General features: G+C 41.3%; 27 protein-coding genes. 10 read left to right on the top strand and 17 right to left on the bottom strand.

What is annotated here, in order from left to right:
- Positions 1–135 precede the first annotated feature (135 nt).
- On the top strand, positions 136–696 hold the full coding sequence (locus tag DMB45_RS13965; protein WP_041502534.1) for an AAA family ATPase: 561 nt from the start codon (positions 136–138) through the stop codon (positions 694–696).
- 48 nt (positions 697–744) lie between these two features.
- Here the strand turns inward: DMB45_RS13965 and DMB45_RS13960 are convergent, their stop codons facing one another.
- The 9 genes from DMB45_RS13960 to era form a co-directional block, all read right to left on the bottom strand.
- Positions 745–1317, bottom strand: coding sequence for an electron transport complex protein RnfA (locus DMB45_RS13960; protein WP_041502535.1), 573 nt, complete (start codon positions 1315–1317; stop codon positions 745–747).
- Positions 1318–1354: 37 nt separating this feature from the next.
- Entirely contained in the window at positions 1355–1942 is a 588-nt protein-coding gene (locus tag DMB45_RS13955) for an RnfABCDGE type electron transport complex subunit E (protein ID WP_041505581.1), read from the bottom strand.
- Between the two features lie 50 nt (positions 1943–1992).
- A complete protein-coding gene (locus DMB45_RS13950) occupies positions 1993–2613 on the bottom strand; it encodes an RnfABCDGE type electron transport complex subunit G (RefSeq protein WP_041502537.1) in 621 nt (206 codons plus the stop codon).
- 79 nt (positions 2614–2692) lie between these two features.
- Positions 2693–3670, bottom strand: coding sequence for an RnfABCDGE type electron transport complex subunit D (locus tag DMB45_RS13945; RefSeq protein ID WP_041502538.1), 978 nt, complete (start codon positions 3668–3670; stop codon positions 2693–2695).
- A gap of 21 nt (positions 3671–3691) precedes the next feature.
- Complete coding sequence (gene rsxC / locus DMB45_RS13940; RefSeq protein ID WP_041505585.1) at positions 3692–5023, bottom strand: electron transport complex subunit RsxC; 1332 nt, start codon at positions 5021–5023, stop codon at positions 3692–3694.
- A gap of 45 nt (positions 5024–5068) precedes the next feature.
- A complete protein-coding gene (locus DMB45_RS13935; protein WP_110688859.1) occupies positions 5069–5938 on the bottom strand; it encodes a Fe-S cluster domain-containing protein in 870 nt (289 codons plus the stop codon).
- A 65-nt stretch (positions 5939–6003) separates the two neighbouring features.
- A complete protein-coding gene (locus DMB45_RS13930) occupies positions 6004–6417 on the bottom strand; it encodes a SoxR reducing system RseC family protein (RefSeq protein WP_041505580.1) in 414 nt (137 codons plus the stop codon).
- A 145-nt stretch (positions 6418–6562) separates the two neighbouring features.
- On the bottom strand, positions 6563–7870 hold the full coding sequence (gene der, locus DMB45_RS13925) for a ribosome biogenesis GTPase Der (protein WP_041502542.1): 1308 nt from the start codon (positions 7868–7870) through the stop codon (positions 6563–6565).
- A 91-nt stretch (positions 7871–7961) separates the two neighbouring features.
- Entirely contained in the window at positions 7962–8846 is an 885-nt protein-coding gene (gene era, locus DMB45_RS13920) for a GTPase Era (RefSeq protein WP_041502543.1), read from the bottom strand.
- 128 nt (positions 8847–8974) lie between these two features.
- Here era and DMB45_RS13915 point away from each other — a divergent pair, with 128 nt between their 5' ends.
- Both DMB45_RS13915 and DMB45_RS13910 read left to right on the top strand, forming a co-directional pair.
- Positions 8975–9427 carry a YhcH/YjgK/YiaL family protein gene (locus DMB45_RS13915; protein WP_041502544.1) on the top strand — a complete coding sequence of 151 codons (453 nt, stop codon included), beginning with the start codon at positions 8975–8977 and terminating at the stop codon, positions 9425–9427.
- Between the two features lie 121 nt (positions 9428–9548).
- Positions 9549–10697 (top strand): serine hydrolase domain-containing protein, encoded by a 1149-nt coding sequence (locus DMB45_RS13910; protein ID WP_041502545.1) that lies wholly within the window; start codon positions 9549–9551, stop codon positions 10695–10697.
- A 59-nt stretch (positions 10698–10756) separates the two neighbouring features.
- Here the strand turns inward: DMB45_RS13910 and DMB45_RS13905 are convergent, their stop codons facing one another.
- The 6 genes from DMB45_RS13905 to DMB45_RS13880 all read right to left on the bottom strand — a co-directional run bounded on the left by DMB45_RS13905 (position 10757) and on the right by DMB45_RS13880 (position 16908).
- Positions 10757–11248: a hypothetical protein gene (locus tag DMB45_RS13905; protein ID WP_041502546.1), complete on the bottom strand. Its 492-nt coding sequence runs from the start codon at positions 11246–11248 to the stop codon at positions 10757–10759.
- A 203-nt stretch (positions 11249–11451) separates the two neighbouring features.
- Complete coding sequence (locus DMB45_RS13900) at positions 11452–12939, bottom strand: glycoside hydrolase family 10 protein (protein WP_041502547.1); 1488 nt, start codon at positions 12937–12939, stop codon at positions 11452–11454.
- 156 nt (positions 12940–13095) lie between these two features.
- Complete coding sequence (locus tag DMB45_RS13895) at positions 13096–14997, bottom strand: O-antigen ligase family protein (protein ID WP_041505579.1); 1902 nt, start codon at positions 14995–14997, stop codon at positions 13096–13098.
- Entirely contained in the window at positions 14978–15541 is a 564-nt protein-coding gene (locus DMB45_RS13890) for a peroxiredoxin family protein (protein WP_041502549.1), read from the bottom strand. Before DMB45_RS13890 ends, DMB45_RS13895 begins: the two co-directional genes overlap by 20 nt.
- The gene (locus DMB45_RS13885) at positions 15528–16583 is read right to left on the bottom strand and encodes a BF3164 family lipoprotein (RefSeq protein WP_146216456.1); all 1056 of its coding nucleotides are present in this window, start codon (positions 16581–16583) and stop codon (positions 15528–15530) included. The genes DMB45_RS13890 and DMB45_RS13885 overlap by 14 nt, the downstream gene beginning before the upstream one ends.
- Before the next feature lie 28 nt (positions 16584–16611).
- Positions 16612–16908 carry an NVEALA domain-containing protein gene (locus DMB45_RS13880; protein ID WP_041502551.1) on the bottom strand — a complete coding sequence of 99 codons (297 nt, stop codon included), beginning with the start codon at positions 16906–16908 and terminating at the stop codon, positions 16612–16614.
- A gap of 109 nt (positions 16909–17017) precedes the next feature.
- On the opposite strand from DMB45_RS13880, the gene DMB45_RS13875 reads away from it, so the two are divergent.
- Positions 17018–18379: a sensor histidine kinase gene (locus tag DMB45_RS13875; protein ID WP_052649441.1), complete on the top strand. Its 1362-nt coding sequence runs from the start codon at positions 17018–17020 to the stop codon at positions 18377–18379.
- A gap of 27 nt (positions 18380–18406) precedes the next feature.
- On the top strand, positions 18407–19105 hold the full coding sequence (locus DMB45_RS13870; protein WP_041502552.1) for a response regulator transcription factor: 699 nt from the start codon (positions 18407–18409) through the stop codon (positions 19103–19105).
- Positions 19106–19123: 18 nt separating this feature from the next.
- Here the strand turns inward: DMB45_RS13870 and lepB are convergent, their stop codons facing one another.
- Entirely contained in the window at positions 19124–19978 is an 855-nt protein-coding gene (gene lepB, locus DMB45_RS13865; protein WP_041505578.1) for a signal peptidase I, read from the bottom strand.
- A gap of 384 nt (positions 19979–20362) precedes the next feature.
- Here lepB and DMB45_RS13860 point away from each other — a divergent pair, with 384 nt between their 5' ends.
- The 3 genes from DMB45_RS13860 (at position 20363) to DMB45_RS13850 (ending at position 22257) form a co-directional block, all read left to right on the top strand.
- Positions 20363–21034, top strand: a complete 672-nt coding sequence (locus tag DMB45_RS13860; protein WP_146216455.1) for a response regulator transcription factor — start codon at positions 20363–20365, stop codon at positions 21032–21034.
- 129 nt (positions 21035–21163) lie between these two features.
- The gene (locus tag DMB45_RS13855) at positions 21164–21868 is read left to right on the top strand and encodes an MBL fold metallo-hydrolase (RefSeq protein WP_041505576.1); all 705 of its coding nucleotides are present in this window, start codon (positions 21164–21166) and stop codon (positions 21866–21868) included.
- A gap of 11 nt (positions 21869–21879) precedes the next feature.
- Positions 21880–22257, top strand: coding sequence for a VOC family protein (locus DMB45_RS13850; RefSeq protein ID WP_041502556.1), 378 nt, complete (start codon positions 21880–21882; stop codon positions 22255–22257).
- A 179-nt stretch (positions 22258–22436) separates the two neighbouring features.
- Here DMB45_RS13850 and DMB45_RS13845 read toward each other — a convergent pair whose 3' ends face one another.
- A complete protein-coding gene (locus DMB45_RS13845; RefSeq protein WP_041502557.1) occupies positions 22437–23495 on the bottom strand; it encodes a class I fructose-bisphosphate aldolase in 1059 nt (352 codons plus the stop codon).
- A gap of 136 nt (positions 23496–23631) precedes the next feature.
- On the opposite strand from DMB45_RS13845, the gene DMB45_RS13840 reads away from it, so the two are divergent.
- Together DMB45_RS13840 and DMB45_RS13835 are read left to right on the top strand one after the other, a co-directional pair.
- Positions 23632–25371: a thiamine pyrophosphate-dependent enzyme gene (locus tag DMB45_RS13840; protein ID WP_041505575.1), complete on the top strand. Its 1740-nt coding sequence runs from the start codon at positions 23632–23634 to the stop codon at positions 25369–25371.
- Between the two features lie 87 nt (positions 25372–25458).
- Positions 25459–26352: a DUF2156 domain-containing protein gene (locus DMB45_RS13835; protein ID WP_041505574.1), complete on the top strand. Its 894-nt coding sequence runs from the start codon at positions 25459–25461 to the stop codon at positions 26350–26352.
- The last annotated feature ends 3 nt before the right edge of the window (positions 26353–26355 follow it).

Genomic DNA, 26355 nt, shown 5'->3' with positions numbered 1-26355 from the left:
TCCTCTGATCCCGGAATCCCTCTTGTTTTATAGTGTTAGCGGAAATAAATTCCGCGGGGGTAAAGAATTCCATCAATTATATAAACGTTTTTTATTTATTTTAATCGTCGAATCTTTCAATCGCATAATAGAAGAATGTATAAACCTAATTTCTTTGTTGTAACGGGAGGTCCCGGTGCGGGAAAAACGACTGTTATGGAGGAACTCCGGCTCAGGGGAGCGGTTACTGTAGCGGAGAGCGGAAGGTGTATTATCCGTGAACAGCTTGCTTCCGGAGGAGATGCTTTGCCCTGGAGAAATACCCGAAAGTATTCTGAATTGATGTTACAATATGCAATTCGGGATTTTGAGAACCACAAGGAGGCGGAAGAGCTTTGTTTTTTCGATAGAGGAATCCCGGATGTGTTGGGTTACAGTCGCTTAATAGGATTGAATGAGTGGGATGAATTGAGGAGTGCAGCCTCTTGTTATCGATACAATAAAAGGGTATTCTTATTTCCTCCGTGGAGAGAGATATATTGCACGGACGAGGAGCGAAAACAGGATTTTGAGTTGGCGGTAGAAACCTGCGAGGAGATGAAACGAACTTATGGAGCGTTAGGATATACCGTTACGCCGGTTCCTTTATTGTCTGTTCGGGAGAGAACGGATTATATGCTTGATTTTTTACGAAAAGAGAAGGAATGTGGTCGATAAAAATAGTCCGGAAATAATTCCGGACTATTTTTATCGTATGATTTCGAATTACACGATGCCGGAAAATCCCATAAAAGCCATGGCTAACAATCCGGCTGTCAGGATTGCTATAGCGGGTCCCTGCATCCCTTTGGGAATATTTACCAGCTCCAGCTGTTCCCGAATACCGGCGAATATGGTTAGGGCCAAACCGAAACCCAGAGCTGTCGAGGCGGCGAATACGACCGATTGCAGCAGGTTATAGTCTTTTTGAATAACCATGATGGCTACACCGAGAACGGCACAGTTTGTCGTAATTAAGGGTAGGAAGACCCCTAACGCCTGATAGAGTGCGGGACTTACTTTCTTCAGAATAATTTCTACCATTTGTACGAGGGCTGCAATGATCAGGATAAAGGTGATTGTTTGCATAAATCCGATCTGAAGCGGATCAAGTACTGTTTTTTGTACGATAAACGTAACTAATGTAGCCAAAATCATTACGAAAGTAACGGCTCCGGTCATGCCGAGTGCGGTAGGTACGTTTTTGGAAACCCCTAAAAAAGGACATATTCCCAGGAACTGGGCCAATACGATATTGTTAACGAATACTGCCGCAATAAATATAAATATATATTCCATTATAGTTTTAGATTTTAGGTTCTTATCATAATCATCTTCAATTCGTCTTCCTGATCCTGTTAATCAGAGCAATTAAATAGCCTAAAGCGATGAACGCTCCCGGGGCTAAGACGAAAATAAGCATTCCGTAGTGTTCACTATACAATATTATGTTGAATAACTTACCGCTTCCTAAAATTTCTCGAATTCCCCCCAAGATGGTTAATGCCATAGCGAATCCCAGTCCAATGCCTAATCCGTCTAAAATGGAAGGAATGGCCTTGTTTTTTGAGGCAAAGGATTCGGCTCGTCCTAATACGATACAGTTCACTACGATCAGGGGAATAAATAATCCCAATGATTCATGAAGTCCCGGTGTGTAAGCAGCCATACACATGTCCACCACGGTAACGAATGCCGCTATGATCACGATGAAGCCCGGTATACGGATTTTATCGGGGATCAGGTTTGATACTAATGAGATCACAAGGTTTGACAGAGTCAACACAAATGCCGTAGCCAATCCCATTCCCAACCCGTTGACAGCCGATGTCGTTACTCCCAGCGTGGGACACATTCCGAGCAATAGAACGAAGGTCGGATTTTCTTTGAAGAAACCTTTGGTGAAATTTTGCCAATTGTTCATAGGTCCAGTTTAATTTTATATTGGCGACTGTATCGCAGTCGTTAAATTTGTTAATTCTCAGTTTTTATTTGTTGGGTTGCTCCCGATTGGGTATCCGCCCCGTTTAAAGCGGCTGCAGCCCGATTTATTGCATCCAAAAATGCCCGTGAAGAGATCGTGGCTGCCGTAATCGCATCCACGTCTCCACCGTCTTTAGTAACTTTTAATCCGGTTTTTCCCGGTTTTTTTCCTGTCACGTTTCCTTTCCCTCCCCGTGTAAACCAGCTATCCATCTTGGAACCTAATCCAGGTGTCTCTTTATGTTCGAGTACGGAATAATTGTGAATGGTTCCGTCCGGGTTAAAACCGACCATCAGCCATACTTTTCCGCTGAAACCGTTGTTGCTATACGTCTTTATGGCCGTGCCGACAAGCTCGCCCGCTTTTTTGGCCGGATAAAATATCAATTCGCCTCCGTCGGGAGTCTTTTCTGTCCATGCTTCAGCCATCGGGTCGTTGTCGAAAGCGGCTACTACATTCCGGATTGCTGTCACCTGTTTTTCCAATTTGGCTTTATCTATTAGCCCCGAAGTAAATTCGTTGACAAATCCAACGGCAGCCGACGAGATTAGGGTTATGGCGGATAAAACTAATACCATATTTTTAAAGGTTGACTCTAATTTCTTTCCCATAGTTTTAAAATTTATGATTTACGATTTATGATTTAGCGATTGGTTACGGTCATCGTAAATCCAAATCAGTAATCCTTCATTATGCAAATCTTACCGGTTTACAGTATCTGTTGATCAACGGGGTAAAACCGTTCATAATCAAAATGGCGAACGACATCCCTTCCGGATAGGCTCCGAAATTTCGGATGACAACGGTCAATAATCCGATGCCTGCGCCATAAATAAACATTCCTTTATAGGACATGGGGGAGGTGACGTAATCTGTTGCCATAAAAATGGCTCCTAACATCATGCCTCCGGTAAAGAGGTGGAATACCGGACCGGCAAACTGGTCCGGACTTGCTAAATGTAAAATACCCGAAAAAATAATGACGGTAGCAAAGATCGTTACGGGAATATGCCAAGTGATAATTCTGCGAATAAGCATATAGGCGAAGCCTAAAAGCAAGGCAAGTGCAGCTACTTCTCCGAGGCTACCTCCTATGTTTCCTAAAACTAAATCTTCATTTGAAAATCCGGCTGCAGATAAAGCATCGGAGATGGGCTGCCCGGTCTTAAAAGCTCCCTTGGCAATAGCTAACGGAGTTGCACCCGTTAAAGCATCCGTGGTGGAGAATCCGTGAGGAATAGGCCATGTCGTCATTTGAACCGGGAAAGAGATCAACAAAAATACCCGTCCCACGAGGGCGGGATTAAAAATGTTGTTTCCTAAACCACCGAAGCTCATTTTTCCGACTCCGATGGCGACCAAGGCGCCGATGATCACGATCCATACCGGAAGTGATGAAGGCAGGTTGAATGCTAACAAAACACCGGTGATAATAGCCGACCCGTCCCAAATGGTAGGCTGTTGTTTCAATATGTATTTTTGAATTAAATATTCAAAGACGAGGCAGGCTATCACGGAAGTCAGGGTTACGGTGATTGCTCCCAAGCCGAAAAATACGATGGCACAGATAAATGCCGGAATAAGGGCAATGAGTACGCCATACATGTTTTTTTCTATCGAATCCCTACTGTGTATGTGAGGTGAAGGAGATATGATTAAATTACTCATAAGTGAATTTTAATTTAAGATTTATGATTTACGTGATCGAATCATTTGGCCTGTTCTTGCCTTTCCCAGGCGTATAACATCCAAAAGAGGCCTGTTGGCTGGACAGGTAAAACTGCATGAGCCACATTCTATGCAGTCCATGATTTTTTCTGTTTCCAAATCCTCCGTTCTGTTTCGCTCACTTAGGGACATCAATAGATAAGGTTCTAATCCCATCGGACAGACACTAACGCATTTAGCACACCGGATGCAATTACGGGAAGATGTTCGGCTGGCTTCTTTTTGATTCAGCAGTAAGACACCGCTGGAACCTTTAGTGATAGGTAGGTCTGTTGTCGTCAGAGCTTTGCCCATCATAGGACCACCGCCGATAATTTTTCCCGTGTCTTCGGGAAGGCCTCCGGCAGCTTCGATCAATTTCGTGATCGGCGTGCCGATCCGGCATAGATAATTTCCCGGTTCTTTTAAAGACTTTCCGGTTACCGTAACAACTCTTTCAAACAGAGGTTTATGTTTCATTACAGCTTCATATACGGCGTATACAGTTCCCACGTTTTGTACGACAGCCCCGACGGCAATCGGAAGCGCTCCCGAAGGAACATGTTTACCCGTGGTAGCTTGGATCAATTGTTTTTCTCCACCTTGCGGGTACTTTATTTGCAACGGATATACTTCAATCCCTTTTACTTTACGGGCTTCTTGCCGGAGGAGCTGGATAGCGTCCGATTTGTTGTTTTCGACGCCTATGATTGCCTTTTGAACATGAAGGGCTTTCATCAACAATTCTATTCCGACGACCAATTCGGCTCCGTGTTCCAGCATCAGTCGATGATCGGCTGTCAGGTACGGTTCGCATTCTACACCGTTAATAATTAAAACTTCTGCCGTATTTCCCGGTGGAGGTGATAATTTTACCTGAGTGGGGAATGTTGCTCCTCCCATTCCGACAACACCTGCACTTTGAATGGCCGATATGATCTCTTCTTTGGTAAATTCGTCCGGCCTTTTGTTTACTGCTTCACGTAATATTCCCTCTTCCCATTCGTCGCCTTCGACCTTTATAATAATGGCCGGTTTGGGGTATCCGCTACTATCTATTACCGGTTCTATGTTGGCGACAGTCCCGGAAACGGAACTGTGGATGTTAGCGGAAATAAATCCGGTAGCTTGGGCAATGAGTTGTCCGACTTTCACCTGATCGCCTTTTTTTACGACCGGGGTAGCGGGAGCTCCAATATGTTGTGAAAGCGGGATGATCACTTGTTCGGGGATTGGCAAAGTAATGATTTCCCCTTGTGATGATAATTTATTTTCGGGTGGATGTACACCTCCTAATTTAAATGTCTTCAACACGGTTTTCAATTTTAGGTTTTAGGATTCAGTAGATATATCTAAACTCTACGCTTCTTGATTCGTGGCGGTAGTCTCAGCAGGTTCGGTTATTTTCCGGGGTGGAAAATTCACTTCATGGATGGCCCCCGTGGGACAAACACTAATGCACTTCCGGCATAATTTGCATTTCCGGAAATCGATGTAAGCAAGATTGTTTTCTAACGTGATCGCTTCAAAAGGACACTCTTTCACGCATTTTCCACAACCGATACAAGCAACCGTACAAGCTTTACGGGCTATCCCGCCTTTATCTTTGTTCACGCAACATACGAATACCCTGCGGTCTTTCGGCCCCTTGTTTCGTAATTCAATAATGTTGCGGGGACAAGCTTTCACACAAGCTCCGCAGGCGACACATTTTTCATCTGAGACTACGGGCAATTCGTTGGCATCCATGTGGATGGCATCGAAGGGACAGGCTTTTACGCAATCGCCACATCCTAAACAACCGTACGTGCAATCCGTTTCTCCCCGATAAAGAGAGTGTTCTATGGCACAGGATGAGTAGCCGTCATACCGGCTTGTACGTTTCCGATTTTCACAAGTACCGTTACATCTCACAACGGCAATTTGCGGAGTTTGTGCACTTGCTTCCATGCCTAAGGCTGCGGCTACTTTTGCCATCGTTTCTGTACCCCCTACCGGACAAAAAAGTCCGTCCAAGGAGGTCGCTTTTACGGTCGCCTCGGCAAATCCCCTACATCCCGGTTTGCCACAACCTCCGCAATTTGCTCCCGGTAGTATACTTTCCACGATATCGATTCTGGGGTCCTCTTCGACTTTGAATTTTTGTGCGACCAGATAAAGGATTACAGCTGCTGCAATTCCGATGGCGCATAAAGAGATAATAGTGTAAATAATAGTAGTAGTAATCATAAGATTTTTCGTTTTGTCTCTTCTTTACAGTTATAGCGCTCGTAAAGTTATTAATTTTTTCATGTTTATTCTATTTTAACCTTGAATTTTATCTTTTGGGCAAACCGATTTCTAAAGAAGTATATGATTATAAAATAGATGGTAATTGTTAAAAGTGAATATAAGGCAGCCCAAGTTTCTTCTATCCCGGAGGAGACGAGTAGAGCTAAAATGGCGATCAGAACAACGGAAGGGAGAAAGTAGGCGAATAAAACGGAATATAAAGCGTTTCCGACACTTGCCATAACAATCACTTTATCTCCGACTTCTACGGGAGTATTGGGCTTTTCGGCCGTGATGTTTTTATGAGTCACTTCCGATAGCCCGCAAGCACCTTTGGCATGACAGGCGGCGCAGGCAGATTGACTTTGGATGGAAACCGTAATATGGGAATCGTTGATTGCAATGACGATTCCCTCGTGTGTGATCGTATCGGCCATTTTCTTCTTTTTAAACGCCCTAAAGATAATAATAATTTTAGATCGGTGATTTAAAATTAAAGGATCGGGGCATTAAGGGAGGGGGAATTTTTTAATTTACAAATTGCCATTAAAAAAGTCAGAATATGTATTCTGACTTTTAAATCTATTTTTTGCGCATGAAAATTTGAATGGGTACCCCTGTAAATTTCCAATGCTCGCGAATTTTATTTTCCAAAAATCTTTTGTACGGGTCTTTCACGTATTGCGGAAGATTGCAGTAGAAAGCAAATGCGGGCGTAGCCGTCGGTAATTGCGTGATGTATTTTATACGAACGTATTTGCCTTTCATGCTCGGTGGAGGAAAGTTCTCAATCTCTTCTAACATCACGTTATTCAATTCCGATGTTTTTATTTTTTGAGAACGGTTTTTATACGTTTCAATTGCTGCCTCCAAAGCCTTTAATAAACGTTGTTTGGTCAATGCCGAGGTGAAAATAATTTGTACGTCATCGAAAGGGGCTATTTTCATTCTTAGCTCTTTTTCGAAGTTGATAAGGGTTTTGTTATCCTTTTCTATAAGGTCCCATTTGTTGACGAGAATGACTACTCCTTTCTGGTTTCGTTCGATCAAATGAAATATATTTAGATCTTGGGATTCCATGCCTCTGGTGGCGTCAATGAGTAGCATACAGATATCCGAATCCTCTATTGCTCTTACGGAACGCATGACGGAATAGAATTCAACATCTTCGTTCACTTTGGTTCTTTTTCGTAATCCGGCCGTATCGATCAATAGAAAATCATGCCCGAAACGATTGTAACGGGTGGCTAACGTATCTCTTGTCGTTCCGGCTACATCGGTTACGATATTGCGTTCTTCGCCTATTAAGGCGTTGATCGTGGAAGATTTTCCCACGTTCGGTCGTCCTACGATCGCAATCTTGGGAAGATGTTCCGTTTCTTCAATGGTATTATTGGAAAAGTGTGAAACCACTTTGTCCAACAAGTCTCCCGTACCTGAACCGCTGGCGGAAGAAATAGGAAATAACTCTTCCCCTATTCCCAGTTTATAGAATTCGTGAGCATCGTATAGGCGTTCTCCGTTATCTACTTTATTGACTACAAGGTAGATGGGTTTGTCCACTTTCCTTAAGAGTTTGGCGAAACTTTGATCCAAGTCGGTAATTCCCAGTTCCACATCACATACGAAAAGAATAACGTCCGCTTCATCTAAAGCCAGCATCACCTGTTTGTTAATCTCTTCTTCAAATATATCGGAACTGTTAGATACATAACCACCGGTATCGATAATGGAAAATTCTTTACCGATCCAGTCGGATTTTCCGTAATTCCTGTCGCGGGTTACACCGCTCTCTTCATTTACAATGGCTTTTCTTTTTCCAATCAATCGATTGAAAAGAGTTGATTTTCCTACATTCGGTCGTCCTACGATTGCTACTATATTACTCATATATATTAATTGTACGTTTTAAATTGACGGTTGACGATTATGGTTTTCTCTGTTATAATCACTCAATCGTTCCATCGAATTACATTTGTTTTTAGGCTTGTTTGTACCCGAAATTCTTCAAATCTTTTTCTTTGTTTCTCCAATCTTTCAATACTTTTACATAAAGATTGAGGAATACTTTTTTGCCGAAAAAAGCTTCTATATCCAGACGGGCTTCCGTTCCTACTTTTTTTAGAGAGGCTCCCTGATGTCCGATGATTATTCCTTTTTGCGAATCGCGTTCCACGTGAATGACAGCCATGATATGGATTCTTTTCGCTTCTTCTTTAAACTCTTCCACGACGACCTCAACGGAATAAGGAACTTCTTTCTCATAATTTAAAAGGATCTTTTCCCGTATAATCTCCGTCACGAAAAAGCGGGCGGGCATATCGGTTAAATCTTCTTTATCGAAATAAGGCTCTCCGACGGGCAAGAGTTCCAGTATTCGTTTGTATAGATTATCCACATTGAAATTTTCCGTGGCCGAAAGCGGAAATATTTCAGCTTGAGGCAAAATTTGCTTCCATCTGTCGAATAAAACATCTAATTTATCCGCCGTGGTTAGGTCTATTTTGTTAATAACCAGCAGAATGGGTGCTTTGCTTTGTTTCACCTTCTCAATAAAGTCCGCATTTTTTTCAAAATCTTCAACAACATCAGTAACATAAAGGATGATGTCTGCATCTATGATCGCCGATTTGGAAAAATCGAGCATGTACTCTTGCATTTTATAGCTGGGTTTGACAACCCCGGGCGTATCGGAAAATACGATTTGATAATCATCTCCGTTTACGATTCCTTTGATCCTATGTCTGGTTGTTTGTGATTTGGAGGTGATAATAGATAATTTTTCTCCGACCAACCGGTTCATTAAGGTTGATTTTCCTACGTTGGGATTACCCAAAATGTTGACGAAACCTGCTCTATGCTCCATTTATTTAATCATTTAATTGGGTACAAAGGTACGATAACTAATTGAAAGTTGGAAATCGGAAGTTGAAATTTCTTTCGGGACAAGAATGAAAACAATTTGTTATCTTTGTCCGGGATAAATGAAATGCAATGATTATAGATAAGCTTTTGAATAGTAGTCGTGTAGAAAATCTGAACCCGTATTTTAAAGCCGTGTTCGATTATATAAAAACACATGATATGACCGTTATGCCGTTGGGCCGTATCGATATAGCAGGAGAGGATGCTTACATAAAAGTGGATGAGGTGGATGGAAAGGAGGAGGAAGAGGCTTTTTTGGAACGTCACGAGTCTTACATCGATATACAACTTCCCTTGTTAGGCGAAGAAATTTATGGGTGGAAAGCTAAAGAAGATCTGCGTGACATAAAAAAGGCTTACGATGTTGAGGGTGATTTTATGTTTTATCAAGATAGACCTTCTTTCTATTTTCCTTTACAAGCCGGGGAGTTTGTAATTTTTTTCCCGGAAGATGCTCATGCCCCTTGTATAGGTAGTGGAAAGATAAAAAAGATAGTGGCTAAAATTAAAACGAAGGTATAATCGGATGATTTAGTGATTATGTGATTTAGTGATTATGTGATTTAGTGATTATGTGATTTAGTGATTGCATTGGATTAATCTACAATCGTCGATCTACGATTTAAAATTGTCAATCTACAATATGAAACGAATATATAAGATTAGCATAGGAATAATAGTTATTTTGACCGTGGTTTATTTTTGTCTGCCCTATTATGCGCAACAGGCTTTGATTCATTGGTTTCCGGATATTGACGACCTGTCTTTGTTTGAGAAACATACCGTGGTGAAGGCGGATAGTTGTTGGGAGTGGACGACGGCTCATGATTATAACGATTATCAATTGGAGAAAGAGGATGATGTTTATTTGGATGAATATAAAACGGTTTCGTTTCTCGTCATTCAGAACGATAGTATCGTGTATGAGGAGTATAGGGATGGTTGGAACGATACGTTGACGTCTAATATTTTCTCTTCCACTAAAAGTATCGTGGGACTTTTAATCGGGGCTGCTTTGGACGAAGGAAAGATAGGAAACCTGGATGATCCGGTTGCGAAATATATACCTGAATTCGGTAAGGATAAAAGGGAGAAAATTACAATTCGTAATTTATTGACCATGAGTGGAGGATTGAGTTGGGATGAATCGTATAGTTCCCTTTTTTCCGTTACGACTCACGGGTATTACGGAGACGATTTATATAAACTGGTCACCTGTTTGGAAGCGGTCGATGAACCTGGAAAGCAGTTTTCTTATCGTAGTGGCGATACCCAGATATTGGCTTTTGTCGTAGAAAAAGCAACGGGAAAGACCATTAGTGCATACGCGGAAGAAAAACTATGGAAACCGATGCAGGCTTGTAAAGACGCTTATTGGTTGTTGGATAAGAAGGGGGGGGATGAGAAGGCGTTTTGTTGTTTCCACGCTACAGCCCGGGAGATGGCTCGTTTTGCCCGCCTGATGATGCATAATGGAAATTGGAATGGGAAGCAATTGATTTCCGAGGCCTATATGCGGGAGGCAATTACTCCGGCTTCTTATTTGAAAGATGAATGGGGGAAAGATTCATTGGATTATTACGGTTTCCAGATTTGGATTATGAACTATAAGGGAATGCGTAACCCTTATTTCAGAGGAATGTTGGGACAATACGTAATTGCCATTCCTGAAAAGAATGCCATTGTCGTTCGATTAGGGCATAAGAAGGATGAGCAACGCATAAGAGAGACGACGAAGGACGTTTACCGGTATATGGATATAGCTACGAAGATTTTGGATCGTCGGAAATAAAATATATGGGAGTGCGATTAGAATGAAACGGATGATCGAAAAGATCATCCGTTTTTATATTAGTTGCATTTACCGCAGCATTGTGATTCTTCCCCGCGTATCTCGGGTGTACCCTCTCTATTATTATTGCGCCTGTCCATCATCTCTTTGCGACGCTTCTCCATTTCTTGTTTTTTCTTTTCCAGGTTGGTTATATAAGTTTTATATTGCTCTTCGGTCAATATCTTTTTCAGGGATGCATTTTGTTCTTTTTCCACTTTTTGGTGGTAGAACATTAAAGAATCCTGGTTGTTCCGATATTTTTGGAAGATTTCACCTCTTTTTTTGAAATTGGCGGTTAATAATTCTGAAACTTGTTTTTCTTGTTTTTCATCTAATTTAAGTTCGCTTTTCAATTGAGCGACCATTCTTTGAATCATCTGTTCGGGATTCATCCTTTCTCTCGGGCCGCGTTGGTGTTGTCCGTGATGCTCTTCATGATGGTTTTGTGCTTCGATACTGAAACTAAAAAACATCAAAAGGGCGGAAATAACAAATGTTACTGTTTTCATACTTGTTCCGTTTTAAGTTAAACATTTATGTTTACTGAATATAAGACAATATTAAATGTAAAAAGTTTATTCTCGTATTTAGATACGTGATAATTTCCAACAAGCTATGATTACCGTGTTGTTACGAATATATACGGAAAAAGCAGGAACAGGTTGGTTCTTAGGTAAAATTAGACAGAAAAAAAGCCGTGGTAAAGATCCGTTTAATGTTTGAGCGTAATCTTTTTTCCTTTTGATTCGTTGTGGAAACGATCAACGGAAGTGATGACAAAACGGTATTTCATATCTTTCGCATTCATCGGTAGATAGCATTCGGTATAACGGGTGAAGGCCATGATCTTCGACGGATCGTCCAAATCTATTTTTTCTCCCCGTTTGAAGCGGTAGATCACGAAATATTGGGCATCTTGCGGATTCTCCCGTTCTCCTTTTACTTTCCATTTTAGCGTATAACCTTGTGCGTTTTTTTCAGCTTTCAGATTGCATATTTTTTTAGGGCGATGATTGTACATATGCGTGTAGGCCGGGATAAGAGCCGGATAATGGTGATAATTTTGTTGCAAGCTATCGGCAATTCCGTTATTGTTCCATAGTATTTCGTTAGCTGGCCAGAAACAATGCCCTTTGACATGGGGTAGGGAGTGTTCGATTTCCATTTTGCGGGTTAGATCTCCGGCTTTCATGGAACGAGCCACGTCCTGACCGATATAGAGATGAACGTTGTGTGCATGCTTATCCCACCAGCGAGCTAACGTAATGTAATCGGCCGCCGGATGCCCTATTTCCCAATAGATTTGAGGAATATTGTAATCGATCCACTTCTTTTTAACCCAAAGGGTGATGTCAGCGTACAGGTTATCGTAGTTTTGCAGGCCATTTGTATTGCTTCCGCTACCGTCCGGCGTATTTTTTTTATTTCTGTAAATACCAAAAGGACTGATACCGAAACGTACCCAAGGTTTCGTAGAAGCGATGGTGTGTTTTAATGCTTGTATGAGCCTGTTTACGTTTTCCCTCCTCCAGTCATCTTTATTCTCCGGTGCATATCCTTTAGGAATTCCATAAGTTTGGAAACTGTTTTCATCTGGGAAAGGCAGACCGTTTACCGGATAGGGATAGAAATAATCATCCATATGAATGGCATCTATATCGTAGCGTTGTACGATGTCTTTTACTACCTCGCAGATGAATTTCCGGCACGCCGGTATGCCCGGATCGAAGAGAGTCTGTTTATTGTAGGTTACAAACCATTCCGGGTGTTGATGGTAGACGTGAGATTCCGCGAAAGTCGTGTTTCCCGATGTACTGGCCCGGAAAGGGTTTAACCAGGCATGGAATTCCATATTTCTTTTGTGACACTCTTTGATAAGAAAAGCTGTGGGGTCGAAAAAGGGCTCGGGTGCTTTACCTTGTACTCCTGTACAAAAACGACTCCATGGTTCCAACTCGGAAGGATACCAGGCATCTGCTTCCGGCCTTATTTGAAAAATGATAGCATTGAAACCGCATTTTTGAAGGAGATTGAGCTTCCGAATAAAGTCAGCTTTCATTTCATCGATACTCATTCGACTGTATTCGCTTTGGTGTACGGTTTGTATCCAGGCTCCCCGGAATTCTCGTTTGATTTGTGCGGAAACTCCCACGCAAATAGAAACGAGTGCGGTAAAAATCAGCAGACGAACGTATTTCATATAAGCGGTTTTTAGTATCAGATTTATCGCGAATATAGAGAATAATCACGACGATGCAAATCATCCCGAAAAAAGGAGAGAGGGAAAGAGCGCCCTCTGGCTGCTCTTTCCCTGAAATTCAAAGGTGTGTGTTGGTGTACGAGCAAGAATTGCTCATTACTGGTGTGAAACACCAGTTAAAAAAGAAGATTCTTGTATATTTTTTGCTAATTGTTTCATTTTAAACTTTATCTCCTTTGTTGCCGTGGAGTTTATTTTTACGTCCGCATTGATGACTTGCTGAGCTGTTTGGAATGCTTTTTCCGGCAACTCCATTTCCTGGTATAAATGGGCCAATAGAAAGAGCGGATACAACCTGTTTGGGACCAAATAGTGTGCCTTAAGAAAGTAGTATTCCGCCCGATGAAATTGTTTTTTGGCCTGGTAGTTTTTACCAATCAGGTTATAAATCATAGGATCGGCCATCCCTCGTGCAGCTTCCGATAAAATTCGGTTACCTTTATCCCAATGTCCTGTCTTTGATAACGCATCCCCGTATTCAAATAAAAAGTCGGGATAAACCTTTAAAATCGGATAGAGAGCCTCGTAAGATTCTGCTGCCGTGGCAAAAATTTTCATGTCGTAATATTTTTGAGCTTGCGCCCATTGGGCATAAGCTTGACGCGTCTGATACTTCGGATAGATAATTCCGATATTTACTCCTAAAAATAGAAGATAGATAAAGACGGGATGGAGCTTTCCGCGGGATGAAACCTGAACCTGTGACGTGTTACAGAGAGCGAGAAGGAGAGTAAAAAGTATTGCAAGTGCCAATGTGCTTAACGGATAAGAAAAAAACGACACAAAACCAAAGGCTGTAAAAGCAGCGATCGGGGCTACCGTATGCGGATTGTGCCGGATGTTACGCAGTCCGTACCATAACGTGGAACAGAGCAAAATTAAAAAGAGAACAATACCTATGATACCTCCTTCTACGGCAATCTGTAAAAATTCGTTAAACCCATATTCAGGAATGTCTGCAAGCCATTTTTCCCTTGGAGAGGAATTTCCCTGCATGAAATAATTTGCCTGAGCTTCCCCGTACGCGGCAGGAAAGTTTCCAATGCCGACACCGGTTAACGGGTGCTCTTTTAATGAAGAGAGTGATATCTTCCACACCAGTAACCGACCGTCGGCGGAATCTTTTTTTAACCTGTAGATTCCATAACAGGCAATAGAAAGCATCAGGATGAAACTTATGAATACGATTAGATAACCTTTGGGATGTTGTTTATGTAACTTTTGTAGTTTTTCTTTTATTTTGAAAAGGTAAAAGAGGACGATACATGAACTTGCCATGCCGGCAAGCCATGCGCTCCGGGCCATTGTGGCAGGGAGAATAGTTATGGTTCCGATAAGGGTGGAACCCGATAGGAAAAGTAAAAGAACAATGGTTGCTATTTCATTGTCCGCTTCCGTCTTTCCTTTTCTGCCTTTTTGTCGAACGATGGCTCTCAATTTTTGGATTAATTGAATTGTCCAATACAGGCTGAACGGCATGATAATAGCCAGAAAAGCCGCGTATGGCCCCGGATTATCGAAGGATCCGGTAAGGCCGAACCGAGAATTCTGACTGGGTAGGTAAGCGTATAATTGACAATATCCCCAAATGACCTCGATAAAAGCCAAAGCGATTAACGTAAAATGAAAGGTTATGTCGGTCGTTTTATTTAATTGGAAAAAAGCAAGAAAATAAAAGTAAGAAGTGATTACTAACAGGAGGGTTCCTGTTTTCATCACTTCGTGTGTGTTGGTTGAAAGATATATGCCTGTAATCACTACAGTCATCACAATCATATTTAAGTTGGTGATATGATTCCATGCAAAATAGAAAGATTTACGTAACGTGAGCATACAAGCGATTATTCCTGTGACCGGCAAAAAGGTGAAAAACCAGAATTGCTTGGCCACGGAAACACCATGAATGATTTTGGTATCAATGATCAGCACGGTAGCTGTCAATAGAAAGAAAATCATAAAAATGGCATATGTACTCCACTTATGAATCACTTTTATCATAAATTTCCATTTGTTTCTTATATAGTTTCCATAAAGACTTATTCTTTACCGGATTACCTACCAATATAACCTTACCTTCATTGTCCAATAAAAAAGATTGAAATTCAGGTTGTGCCGGTAAATTTTTGTTCGCTTTGGCAAATGAATTGTCATAATCGTAAAACAACGGGTAATTGAATTTATTCTTAACCGCAAAGGCAGAGATCTCATCGAAATTGGATGAATGGATCACAAATATAAAGTTGATCTCTTTGCTGTATTGTTTTACCTCTTCTATGAGCAAACGCCAGTCATACAGTCGCATATTGCATTCCGTACATCCGGTCGTATCAACAAAAGTAAGAACGTTATAGTCTTTATCTAATATTTCGCTCGCGGAGATCGTGGTATCTCTTCCTGCCACCTTAGGTTTCAGGGAAGAGGGAATGACGACGGTTTTCCCGTACCATTCCTGTACCACTTTCTTGTTCTGATCCTCTTTCGAATAACAACCGGAGAGGATCAGTGCGATTGAAATCAGTATAAACGATCTATTCCAATGCATACTTTACGAGTAAAGATTGGGGCGTATTGGTTAAACCGTATATGGCATGTTCCTCTTTATTGTAAGAGATACTGGTGAAAGGTACGGATAACTGATAGGTTTTCACGTGGTTTCCTTCCCAATCGAACACGATAATTTTTTCTCCGTAACCCACCAGGTTTTTAAAGTTACGATAACTTCTTCCGGAATATAAAGCGTATATGTAGTCATCCGAAACCTCTATATCACAAAATCCGAACAAATTGTCGATAGAGTACACGACAGGTTTGGTTTTTGCTAATGAGGTAGAGGCTTTGGGTGCATATAAATTCTGTTCGGAAATCCGGGTAATAGTCGAATTGTCATGGATCGCACCGATATCAATGATGCCGCTTTGCATGTTCGCACACACGAATCTGGAACCGTCTGGTTTTAATTTGGTTACATTGCTGGCATATAACATACTTTTTAAAGAGTCGCTCATGTTTTCCTTGCCCGGTGTTTCCGGATAGCTTAAAAAGTAGCCGGAATGATTATCGAGGGTGAGGCAATAACGCCCTTCTAAAAATATACCCGTGGATAACATAAGCGAACCTTTTTTGGCGACGCTCAAGTGTTTCGGAGTAGGAGAAAGCAATGTAAAGGTCGGGCCGAACCCGGGCTCATTCAGCTGGTTGATATCCAGTTCCACTAATTTGTCGTTTCCAAAATCATAAGCCGTTAAGATCCCGTCGGGAGCCATATTCATGGTTAAGAAATAGAGTCCTTCCGCGGTTCCAGTGCCCGTCGGTAAAAAGGAGAATAACTTTGTTCCGTCTAATTTATAGATGGATAATTTATTCACTCCGTTTTGATTTAACACGATAAGCAAGGAGTCTTTTCGAATTACCTTGGTGGGGTTGAAGATCCCGATGGATTCCAAATCAATTATCCCCGTTGCTTTTTGCATGGAGACGTTTCCTTCTTCACTAAATAGAGGATTCTCCTTTTTTATTTCGCGAATCTCGTTTGCACATCCCCAAACAAGAATCATCACCGATATGATATAACTAATCTTTTTCAAAATTCAATAATTAAATGATCACTTTAAATTAAAGTTCTGCTGCTAACCCCGGGTAGTAAACAGGATTTCCATGTCCATCAGAAGTTAAGCATAATGTTCCAACAGCTTTACACCCTCCCGTGCCTCCTCCTTCTCCGCTACCTAAAGCTTCAATGTTTTCCAGACATATATCTACCGTTGTATTATCCTTTGATACGGACACATTGACGGAGATAAGTCCAATAAGTACTAAAATGACGGTAAAAATGAGAATTCTAATTTTCATAACTTTTTTTTTAATTTGATGAGACAAAATTAGGAGACTTAAATGAATAAAATGTTCCATATTTGTACCGATTTTGTGTTCTATATGTAGCTTTTCTTTTTAATGAAATATAGTAGGGGCAGGAAAATAAATTGTTACTTTTGATGTGGCTAAAAATAAATAATATTTTATGAACAAGCGTATTGAAATTACGTGGACGATTTCGATAATCGCAATGGTGTGTATTGTTGTTTTTCAGGTATTCTGGCTATATAACCTCTTTCAGTTTCAAAGGTCGGAATACGAGAGATCCGTAAATAAAATTTTAAAAGAAGCAATAGAACAAGGCGTAGATTTATTTGTTAATGATCAGATGGTATCTTCTCGCTTATCTGCGATTAGTGTTTCGCAAGATAGAAAAGAATTATGGATAGTTTTGGATGGGAAAAAAGATACAATTAATTATGATGGCGATTATAATTATGTAACTTTAATCAACAGATGTTGTTATGATATCGTTAGCGTAAATTCTGCTGAAAATATAAGACGTTTGGATAGCATATGCACGGTGAATCTTCGGGAAGAGGGTATAGATGAGAAATATATTTTGGAGTTGATTGATATGGATGGGGGAGTGGTGTTGGAGACAACTGAAAATGAACATTCCCGTGTAAATAAGTATATCGAATCTTCAATATTGACATTGGGGCTAACCTGTAACCACGGATTGATCGCTTATTTTGATATTCCTTATAAATATTTCTTTGTCCAGATGGGCGGGGTTTTGTTTGCTTCTATTGTCATCATGCTGATTTTGACTTGGTGTTTTGTCTACCAGATCAGAACGATACTGATGCAGAAACAATTGAGCGAGATGCGTGAAGATTTTGTTTATAGTATGGTACATGAAATTAAAGGGCCGTTGGCGTTTGTGCTAAACGCGTTGAAAATGTTTCATATGTGGAATGTTGACGGTTTGTCGGATAATCAAAAGAAATTATTGGACGGTATCGGCATAAAGGTCAAATCATTATCCAACTTATCCGAGAAAATGTTGGTTTCCGGTAAGAACGGAAAGAGTTTGATGCTGATACCGGAGGAGTTGAACTTAAAAAACGAATTGGAGCAGATTGTGTATGAATATTCCATGGATCACCGTTCTCCGGATATTCACTTGGATTATGCTTGTGAGCGGGAAATAATCCGGGCAGACCGGGTACATTTTCCCAATGTAATTCGTAATCTGGTAGACAATGCCATAAAATATTCGTCGGACAAACCTGATATTACTATTCGTTGCAGATTGGTGAACGGAACTTTTGAGGTTTCAGTTGCGGACAAGGGACGAGGTATTCCCAAAGAGTATTTGAATAAGATTTTCGAATCTTTCTATCGTATTCCTAATCCGAAAGGAAATGAGGTTCATGGTTTCGGCGTCGGGCTGAGTTACGTGAAGCAAGTGGTAAAATCTCACGGAGGTAAGGTGCTTGTTGAAAGTGAAGTCGGAAAAGGAAGTACGTTTACTATTGTTATGCCTGATATAGGGAAATAAATATAGTGTTGGTTAATTGATAAAAAAATGGTTAAGGTTTTATACGCGGAAGATGACGCTTTGTATGCGGACATGTGTCGGAATTATTTAAAAAATCTGGGATATGACGTGTATTACGCGAGTACAGGAACGGAGGCTTGGCGCCTATACCAGGAGGTGGGGCCGGATATCGTATTGTTGGATGTGATGATGCCGGAAATGAGCGGTTATGAGGTTGCTAAGTTGATACGGAAAAAGGATGAGCAAGTACCTATTTTGTTTGTGAGTTCTTTAACTTCTTCCCGGTCCGTTGTGGAGGGGTTGCAGTTGGGTGCGAACGATTACATTCGGAAAGAGTATTTGATAGATGAGGTAGGAGCCCGTATGCAGTCCATATTGCGCATATCCGGATTGAATCGTAAAAAAGAGGATTCTCTTATTTATATCAGCGAATACACCAAACTCAATTATGTCGAGAGTGAACTGATTGTAAAAGGAGAAGTGATTCATCTAACTCCTTTGGAGTTGCGTTTGATTCGTTTCTTGGAAAAGCATGCGAATGAGGTCGTAAAGAAACAGGATGTGATGGAAGCCTGTTGGGGAAATGATTTTGTCGCAACGTCCCGTTATTTGGATAAGTTTATTTCGAGGATACGAAAACTTTTGGTTAATGATCCGACGCTGAAAATATCGACTACCTGGAGGGTGGGATATTGTTTGGTTAAGAAAGGAGAAGCCAACGGTTAGTTTCTCGCTTATCTGATTTTATCGGATAAGGTTAAGGGTTCGCTTCCAAGAGATTTGTCGGGTTTCCGGATCTTTAGAATAAAGAACGAGTACGGCTTTTCCGATGAGGAAGTCCTCCGGTATCAATCCGATATAACGGGAATCCCGAGAGTTAAAGATTTTGTCCCCTGCCATGAAATACCAGTTCTTTTGAAAAGTGTAGCGGGTAATGATGGAATCTTTCAGGTAAACTTTCCCGTGGCGGGTATGGAGGGAGGTATGGGTTTCATAATAGATGAGTCTGCGAAAAAGAGAGAGATTGACGGTATCTAAAAGAATGGTTTGCCCTGTAGCCGGAATAAACAGGGGACCAAAACAGCGCATGGTCCACGCGTAGGTCGTATCGAAGGGGAATGTATGGTATGTTCCAGGAAGGTACTCTCCCTGGTAATGGGAGAGAAGATACTGTTCTCGCAAGTTTCCGTATCCGGTTTGTCCGTTTACCGTGTATATCCCGTTGGATATGGAGAGTGTATCGCCGGGTAAGCCGATACAACGTTTCACATAAAAATGGGATAGGTCCATTTCCATTTGATCCGAAAAAAGGGGAGTGGGAAGATTAAAAACAACAATATCGTTCCGGCGAATGGATGAATATCCCGGAACACGAAAGGTTTCCGGAGTCTTTCCCGATTCGAATTTCAATTGTTTATAAAATCGAGCTCCTTTATAAAGTTTATTTACCATAATATAATCTCCCGGTTCGATAGCGGGAGTCATGGAATCGGTCGGGATCATGTAAAAATCCACGACAAAAAGGCGAAGTAAAAGCGTAATGAAAAAGGCAATAACGATCGCTTTCAAGTAGGGGGTAAAATGTTTTCTTCGTCTCATGTTTATGGATAAATAGAAATTTCAAATTTATAATAAATTTTGAATGGAATGAAAAAGGTAAGTTTTATTGTACTGAAAAGATCGTTATTTATGACTCTTTTCAAGAAAATAGACCTATTTTACATGTATGAGATGTGTAGCAAATTTGTAGTGAATATGTAGGATTTTTCGGTTCTTCAGTGGGTCATAAGACAGGGGAATGGTGAATCGTTGTCTGATATAAGAATTTGTCGGGTAAGGTTTTAAGGAAAGGGATTAGTTGGGGGAGGCTTGGAATGCCTGTTGGAGGAGGATGAAAAAATTCTTTTAAAGGATGTATCTTTAAGCCGTTAAAGTGCTGAGTATGTACACGAACTAAGTAAATAATGGAAAGGGAAAGGATTAGTGTTTTTATATGCCGAAGATGATGTTTTGTCGGCGATGTTGTGTAAAGATTTTTTAGAATTTCAGGGTTACAGGGTATTCTATGTCAGGGATGGTGAAATGGCCTGGCGACTTTACCGTAAAATCAATCCGGATGTGGTGCTTTTGGATATTATGATGCCTAAGAAGAACGGTTACGAGGTGGCCCGTTTGATTCGGGCCGAGAATCAGAATGTTCCGATATTGTTTATTAGTGCATTGGCAAGCTCTGTCGATGTGGTAACCGGATTGGATATTGGTGCCGACGATTATATTCGAAAAGAATTTTTGTTGGAAGAGGTAGATGCACGCATTCGTGCGGCATTGAGGCGTCAACAACGCTGGACAAAGAGCAGCCAAGTGTTTCGGATAGGAGAATATTGCTTGTTCAGTTACGTGGAGCAACATCTTGTCATTGCGAATGAAAAGATTCATTTAACGCCTATGGAAGCTAAAATCCTATATCTCTTGTGTGAACATATGAATGAAGTCGTATTGAAAGAAGACATGATCAAAGAGTTGTGGAAAAACGATTTTTCCGGGAATACTCGTTATTTGGATAAGTACATGATGAGTATCCGAAAGATTTTGGAAAAAGATCCCTCTGTTCGTATTACTACTATTCCCCGAAAAGGATATTGTTTGGTTTGGTAAATTTTTCGTGACTGTTTTTATTGACTTGTGTTTCCGGAACTTATTGCTTAGTTTGTCGTATTAGTTGTCGAATGCGATTATAAAATAGGTATATTTGTCTACTTGTTTCGGGATTATAAATCATGAACGATGGAATTAATTTATATCGGACATAGCGGTTTTGCTGTTTTAGGGGAAGGATTTACGATTGTTATTGATTATTATCGGGATCCGGCAGATGTTCATTCATTTTTATTAACTCGTCCGGGGGCGTTTTATGTGCTCAGTTCTCATGTGCATGCGGATCATTTTAACCCGGAAGTGTTGAGTTGGAAAACGATACGTCCTGATATTCTTTACCTGTTTTCAAAAGATATTTTAGAATCAAGAAGGGCCGCAGAACGAGAAGCTGTATTTTTGGAGAAGGGGGACGTGTATCAAGATGATTTGATACGGGTAAAGGCATTTGGTTCGACAGATGCCGGTATCTCTTTTTTGATAAACATGGCAGAGAAGCGTATTTTTCATGCGGGAGATTTGAATAATTGGCATTGGAAAGAGGAGTCTACGTTAGCGGAATCCAGGCAGGCGGAGGCTGATTTTAAAGCGGAATTGGAGGAGGTGGTGTCGGAAGCTTCTTCGGTCGATTTAGCGATGTTTCCGGTGGATCCGCGTTTAGGCAAGGAGTATATGTTGGGAGCGGAACAATTTGTAGACCGGATAAAAACGGATGTGTTTGTACCTATGCATTTTGATCAGGCTTATGGTCGTGCCGCTGCTTTCGGGACTTACGCGAAAGTACGGGGCATACGTTTTGTCGCCTGGACTAAAGAGGGTGAACGTATAGATTTTTAATATAAGGAATTATGGAAATAAAAGGTAGATTTGATCATTTTAATATAAACGTGTCGGATCTGGAACGGAGCATTCGTTTCTATGAACAGGCTCTTGGCTTGAAAGAAGCTCGTAGAAAAACAGCTAAGGATAATTCTTTTATTCTGGTTTATCTCACAGATGATAAAACCCGTTTTTTGTTGGAATTGACCTGGTTGAGAGACCGAAAAGAACCTTACGATCTGGGAGAAGGGGAGTTTCACCTTTGTTTGCGGGTGGAGGGAGACTATGAAGAGGTAAGGGCTTTCCATAAAAAATTAGGTTGTGTTTGTTATGAAAACACGGAAATGGGACTCTATTTTATCAGTGATCCGGACGGGTATTGGATCGAGATATTACCGATTTCATGATTCTGTGATTTAGTGATTCTGTGATTTAGTGATTCTGTGATTTAGTGATTCCGTGATTTAGTGATTAGGAGATTGGAGGATTCGTTGCGGATTACAGGGGTAATTGGGCTTGTAGATTGTGGACTATAAATTCACAATCCAGTAGTCTCTTAATCTACAATCCTCAATCTACAATTATTTCAGGCTATCGTGATGTTTTTGTTTAAATAGACGTCTTGAATCGCGTGTAATAATTTGACACCTTCACTCATGGGTTTCTGGAATGCTTTCCGGCCGCTGATGAGTCCCATTCCTCCTGCTCGTTTATTTACGACGGCCGTGATTACGGCCTCCTTTAAGTCGGATTCTCCTTTGGACTCCCCTCCGGAATTGATCAGACCGATACGACCCATATAACAATTGGCGACCTGGTAACGACAAAGATCAATCGGGTGCTTTGTCGTGAGTTGGGAATAGACCCTGGCATCGGTTTTACCGAAATTGAGAGCTGTGAATCCTCCGTTGTTGGCAGGAAGTTTTTGTTTGATGATGTCGGCTTCGATGGTCACGCCCAGGTGGTTCGCTTGTCCGGTCAAATCGGCTGAAAGATGGTAGTCCGTTCCTTCCTTTTTGAAATTGCTGTTTCGTAGATAGCACCACAGTACGGTTGCCATTCCCAGCTCATGCGCGTAAGCGAAGGCTTCGGCTATTTCGATCAATTGGCGATGGCTTTCGGGCGAGCCGAAATAGATCGTGGCCCCTATGGCCGTGGCTCCCATGTTCCAGGCCTCTTTGACTGTTCCGAACAAAATTTGATCGTACGTGTTGGGATAGTTTAAAAATTCGTTGTGATTTATTTTTACGATAAAAGGAATTTTATGGGCGTATTTTCGAGCTACGCTTCCCAGGACTCCGAAAGTCGAGGCTACGGCATTGCAATGGCCTTCTATGGCTAATTTTATAATGTTTTCCGGATCGAAATAGAGCGGATTGGGAGCAAAAGAGGCTCCCGCGGAGTGTTCTATTCCCTGGTCGACAGGAAGGATGGAAACATACCCCGTGTTTGCTAGACGTCCGTGTGAGAATATCGATTGCAGGCTATTTAATGTCTTTGGATTTCGGTCGGATGTTACCCATAAATCTTCAATTACGGAAGGTGAGGGTACGTGTATTAATGATTTTTCGATGGTTTTGCAAGTATGTTCTAAATAATACTCGCTCTGATCACCTAACAGATTACTTATTTCATTCGTGTTCATGGTGTTTATATTTTTTGATTTGTTTTTGTTGTTTAAACGTTGTTTTCCATTGAAAGGTTTTCTTGAAATATGTGAACATTCTTGGTGAAGAATACGTTTTATCGGGAAGAAAAATATGAATTTAAATTACAGAAGTATGTCAAAAAAAATCGCTGAACAATTAGTAGAAACGTTGGTTGAGGCGGGAGTACAAAGGATATATGCCGTTACGGGGGATAGTTTGAACGAGATCAATGATGCTGTCAGACGTAACGGAAAGATACAATGGATACAGGTAAGACATGAAGAAACAGGAGCCTATGCCGCGGGAGCGGAAGCTCAATTGAACGGGCAATTGGCTTGTTGTGCCGGAAGTAGCGGTCCCGGACACGTACATTTAATCAACGGGCTGTACGATGCCCATCGATCGGGAACTCCCGTGTTGGCTATTGCTTCGACTATGGCAACCTCGGAATTTGGGATGAAATATTTTCAGGAAACGGATACCATGAAATTATTTGAGGATTGCAGTTATTATAATCAGATTGCCGTGACAGCCGGACAATTTCCCAGAATGTTGCAATCTGCTATACAGACTGCAATATCCCGTAAAGGAGTGGCCGTTTTAGGGCTTCCCGGCGATCTTTCGGCCGCAGGGTCGGAAGTGGTGCTCTCTTCCGTTCGTTCTTTTCCCACTTTTTCGAAAGTTTTTCCCTCGGATAGTGAATTGGAACCTTTGGTGGCTTTGTTGAATACCTCTTCAAAAGTGACCATCTTTTGTGGTATGGGAGCAAAGGAGGCCCATGACGAAGTGGTTCGATTATCGAAATTGCTGCATGCTCCTGTTGCCTATACGTTTAAAAGCAAGATGGAAATACAATACGATAATCCCAATGAAGTCGGTATGACCGGGTTATTAGGTATGCCTTCCGGATACCATAGCATGCATGAAGCTGAAGTCTTGTTGTTGTTGGGAACTGATTTCCCGTATGCCGCTTTTATGCCTAAAAAAAATAAGATTGTACAAGTCGACATAGATCCTGTTCGTTTGGGACGTCGTGCCCAATTGACCATGGGATTTTGTGGGGATGTAAAGGATACGTTACAAGCTATATTACCTTTTATAACTCAAAAAGAGGATGATTCGTTTTTGAAAAAACAATTGGATAGGTATTCCGAAGTTAAGGAGGATTTGGCTGCTTATGTCAAAAATAAAGGAAATTTGAATGAAATTCATCCCGAATACGTGATGTCGGTGATCAATGAATTAGCCACCGAAAATGCCATATTTACGGTCGATACGGGAATGACTTGTGTTTGGGGGGCACGTTATTTGCAGGCAACAGGAGGGAGGAAGATGTTAGGTTCTTTTAATCACGGTTCGATGGCTAACGCTATGCCACAGGCTATCGGGGCTGCATTGGCTTATCCGGGGCGTCAGGTGTTGGCTTTGTGTGGGGATGGAGGACTTTCCATGTTATTGGGTGATTTGGCAACGATCGTCCAATATAAGTTACCCGTAAAAGTGGTCGTTTTTAATAACAGAGCACTGGGAATGGTGAAGTTAGAGATGGAAGTCGCGGGGTTACCGGATTGGCAGACGGATTTGTTGAATCCTGATTTTGCGACGGTGGCGAAGGCAATGGGGATGGCTGCGTATACCGTAGGAAATCCAGAAGAGGTTAAAGAGACATTCGAGCAGGCATTTCGGTTTGACGGACCGGCTTTGATTAACGTAATGACCGACCCTAATGCTTTGGCTATGCCGCCTAAAATAGAGATTGGACAGATGATAGGGTTTGCTCAATCCATGTACAAGTTGATGATAAACGGCAGGACAGAGGAAGTTTTTGATACGATTCAGTCCAATATTCATCACGTGAAGGGATTGTTGTGATAGAAAGTATGATATTGGGAATAAAAAGAAAATTGTATCGAAAAGCATATTATATTCGTGTTTGGAAATAGAATAGTAAATAGATTTATGATACAATTTAAGCCGATAAAAATAGAAGACAAAGAGGTAATTACCTCTTATTTATTACCTGATAACAACAGAGATTGTAATTTGTCGTTTGTAAATTTGTGCAGTTGGCAATTTTTGACCGACAGCTGTTTTGCTATCGTGGACGATTGTTTGGTGATACGCTTTACTCTCGACGAAGAGCGGGTTGTCTATCTGATGCCGGTAGGCAGAGGGGATATTAAAGCTGTAATAGGGCTATTGAAGGAACAGGCGAAGGTGGAAGGACATCCCTTACGAATACATGGTGTATTTCCTCGCATGGAGGAGTGGTTGAACAGGGAATTTCCGGGGCGCTTCGAGTATATATTGGACAGGGATTATTTTGATTATATCTATTGGAGAAAAGATTTGGCCGAGTTAAAAGGAAAAAATTTCCAGGCCAAACGAAATCATGTCAATAAATTCAAGCGGATGTATTCATACGAATATACTCCGTTAACTCCGGATTTAGTGCCGCATTGCTTGGAGTTGGAGGAAAAATGGTGCGAGGAGCATGATTGTGATGAATCCGAGAGCTTGGAAAATGAAAGGAAAGCCCTGAATTTTGCTTTACGTCATTTTGAAGAACTGGAACTCACGGGAGGAGCTCTTTGGGTGGATGGAGAGATTGTTGCTTTCACTTATGGCGTTCCGGTCACCCATGATACTTTTGCTGTTCACATAGAAAAAGCGGATACGCGGATTGAAGGTGCTTATAATATGATTAACCAGGAATTTGCATCCCATCTGCCGGAACAGTATATCTATTTGAACCGGGAAGAGGATTTGGGAATACCCGGGTTGCGGAAGGCAAAACTCTCTTACCGTCCGGTGATGTTGCTTGAAAAGGGGTTTGCCGAGTTAGTTAAATAGAAA

Source organism: Sanguibacteroides justesenii (genome assembly GCF_003204205.1).
Classification (GTDB): Bacteria; Bacteroidota; Bacteroidia; order Bacteroidales; family Marinifilaceae; genus Gabonibacter; species Gabonibacter massiliensis.
This window is presented reverse-complemented; position numbering and strand designations above follow the sequence as displayed.

What these genes read in the sequence shown, in the direction of transcription:
- DMB45_RS13965 (WP_041502534.1), top strand. Translation starts at nt 136, where the DNA reads ATGTATAAACCTAATTTCTTTGTTGTAACGGGAGGTCCCGGTGCGGGA.
- DMB45_RS13960 (WP_041502535.1), bottom strand. Translation starts at nt 1,317, where the DNA reads ATGGAATATATATTTATATTTATTGCGGCAGTATTCGTTAACAATATC.
- DMB45_RS13955 (WP_041505581.1), bottom strand. Translation starts at nt 1,942, where the DNA reads ATGAACAATTGGCAAAATTTCACCAAAGGTTTCTTCAAAGAAAATCCG.
- DMB45_RS13950 (WP_041502537.1), bottom strand. Translation starts at nt 2,613, where the DNA reads ATGGGAAAGAAATTAGAGTCAACCTTTAAAAATATGGTATTAGTTTTA.
- DMB45_RS13945 (WP_041502538.1), bottom strand. Translation starts at nt 3,670, where the DNA reads ATGAGTAATTTAATCATATCTCCTTCACCTCACATACACAGTAGGGAT.
- DMB45_RS13935 (WP_110688859.1), bottom strand. Translation starts at nt 5,938, where the DNA reads ATGATTACTACTACTATTATTTACACTATTATCTCTTTATGCGCCATC.
- DMB45_RS13930 (WP_041505580.1), bottom strand. Translation starts at nt 6,417, where the DNA reads ATGGCCGATACGATCACACACGAGGGAATCGTCATTGCAATCAACGAT.
- der (WP_041502542.1), bottom strand. Translation starts at nt 7,870, where the DNA reads ATGAGTAATATAGTAGCAATCGTAGGACGACCGAATGTAGGAAAATCA.
- era (WP_041502543.1), bottom strand. Translation starts at nt 8,846, where the DNA reads ATGGAGCATAGAGCAGGTTTCGTCAACATTTTGGGTAATCCCAACGTA.
- DMB45_RS13915 (WP_041502544.1), top strand. Translation starts at nt 8,975, where the DNA reads ATGATTATAGATAAGCTTTTGAATAGTAGTCGTGTAGAAAATCTGAAC.
- DMB45_RS13910 (WP_041502545.1), top strand. Translation starts at nt 9,549, where the DNA reads ATGAAACGAATATATAAGATTAGCATAGGAATAATAGTTATTTTGACC.
- DMB45_RS13905 (WP_041502546.1), bottom strand. Translation starts at nt 11,248, where the DNA reads ATGAAAACAGTAACATTTGTTATTTCCGCCCTTTTGATGTTTTTTAGT.
- DMB45_RS13900 (WP_041502547.1), bottom strand. Translation starts at nt 12,939, where the DNA reads ATGAAATACGTTCGTCTGCTGATTTTTACCGCACTCGTTTCTATTTGC.
- DMB45_RS13895 (WP_041505579.1), bottom strand. Translation starts at nt 14,997, where the DNA reads ATGATAAAAGTGATTCATAAGTGGAGTACATATGCCATTTTTATGATT.
- DMB45_RS13890 (WP_041502549.1), bottom strand. Translation starts at nt 15,541, where the DNA reads ATGCATTGGAATAGATCGTTTATACTGATTTCAATCGCACTGATCCTC.
- DMB45_RS13880 (WP_041502551.1), bottom strand. Translation starts at nt 16,908, where the DNA reads ATGGAACATTTTATTCATTTAAGTCTCCTAATTTTGTCTCATCAAATT.
- DMB45_RS13875 (WP_052649441.1), top strand. Translation starts at nt 17,018, where the DNA reads ATGAACAAGCGTATTGAAATTACGTGGACGATTTCGATAATCGCAATG.
- DMB45_RS13870 (WP_041502552.1), top strand. Translation starts at nt 18,407, where the DNA reads ATGGTTAAGGTTTTATACGCGGAAGATGACGCTTTGTATGCGGACATG.
- lepB (WP_041505578.1), bottom strand. Translation starts at nt 19,978, where the DNA reads ATGAGACGAAGAAAACATTTTACCCCCTACTTGAAAGCGATCGTTATT.
- DMB45_RS13855 (WP_041505576.1), top strand. Translation starts at nt 21,164, where the DNA reads ATGGAATTAATTTATATCGGACATAGCGGTTTTGCTGTTTTAGGGGAA.
- DMB45_RS13850 (WP_041502556.1), top strand. Translation starts at nt 21,880, where the DNA reads ATGGAAATAAAAGGTAGATTTGATCATTTTAATATAAACGTGTCGGAT.
- DMB45_RS13845 (WP_041502557.1), bottom strand. Translation starts at nt 23,495, where the DNA reads ATGAACACGAATGAAATAAGTAATCTGTTAGGTGATCAGAGCGAGTAT.
- DMB45_RS13840 (WP_041505575.1), top strand. Translation starts at nt 23,632, where the DNA reads ATGTCAAAAAAAATCGCTGAACAATTAGTAGAAACGTTGGTTGAGGCG.
- DMB45_RS13835 (WP_041505574.1), top strand. Translation starts at nt 25,459, where the DNA reads ATGATACAATTTAAGCCGATAAAAATAGAAGACAAAGAGGTAATTACC.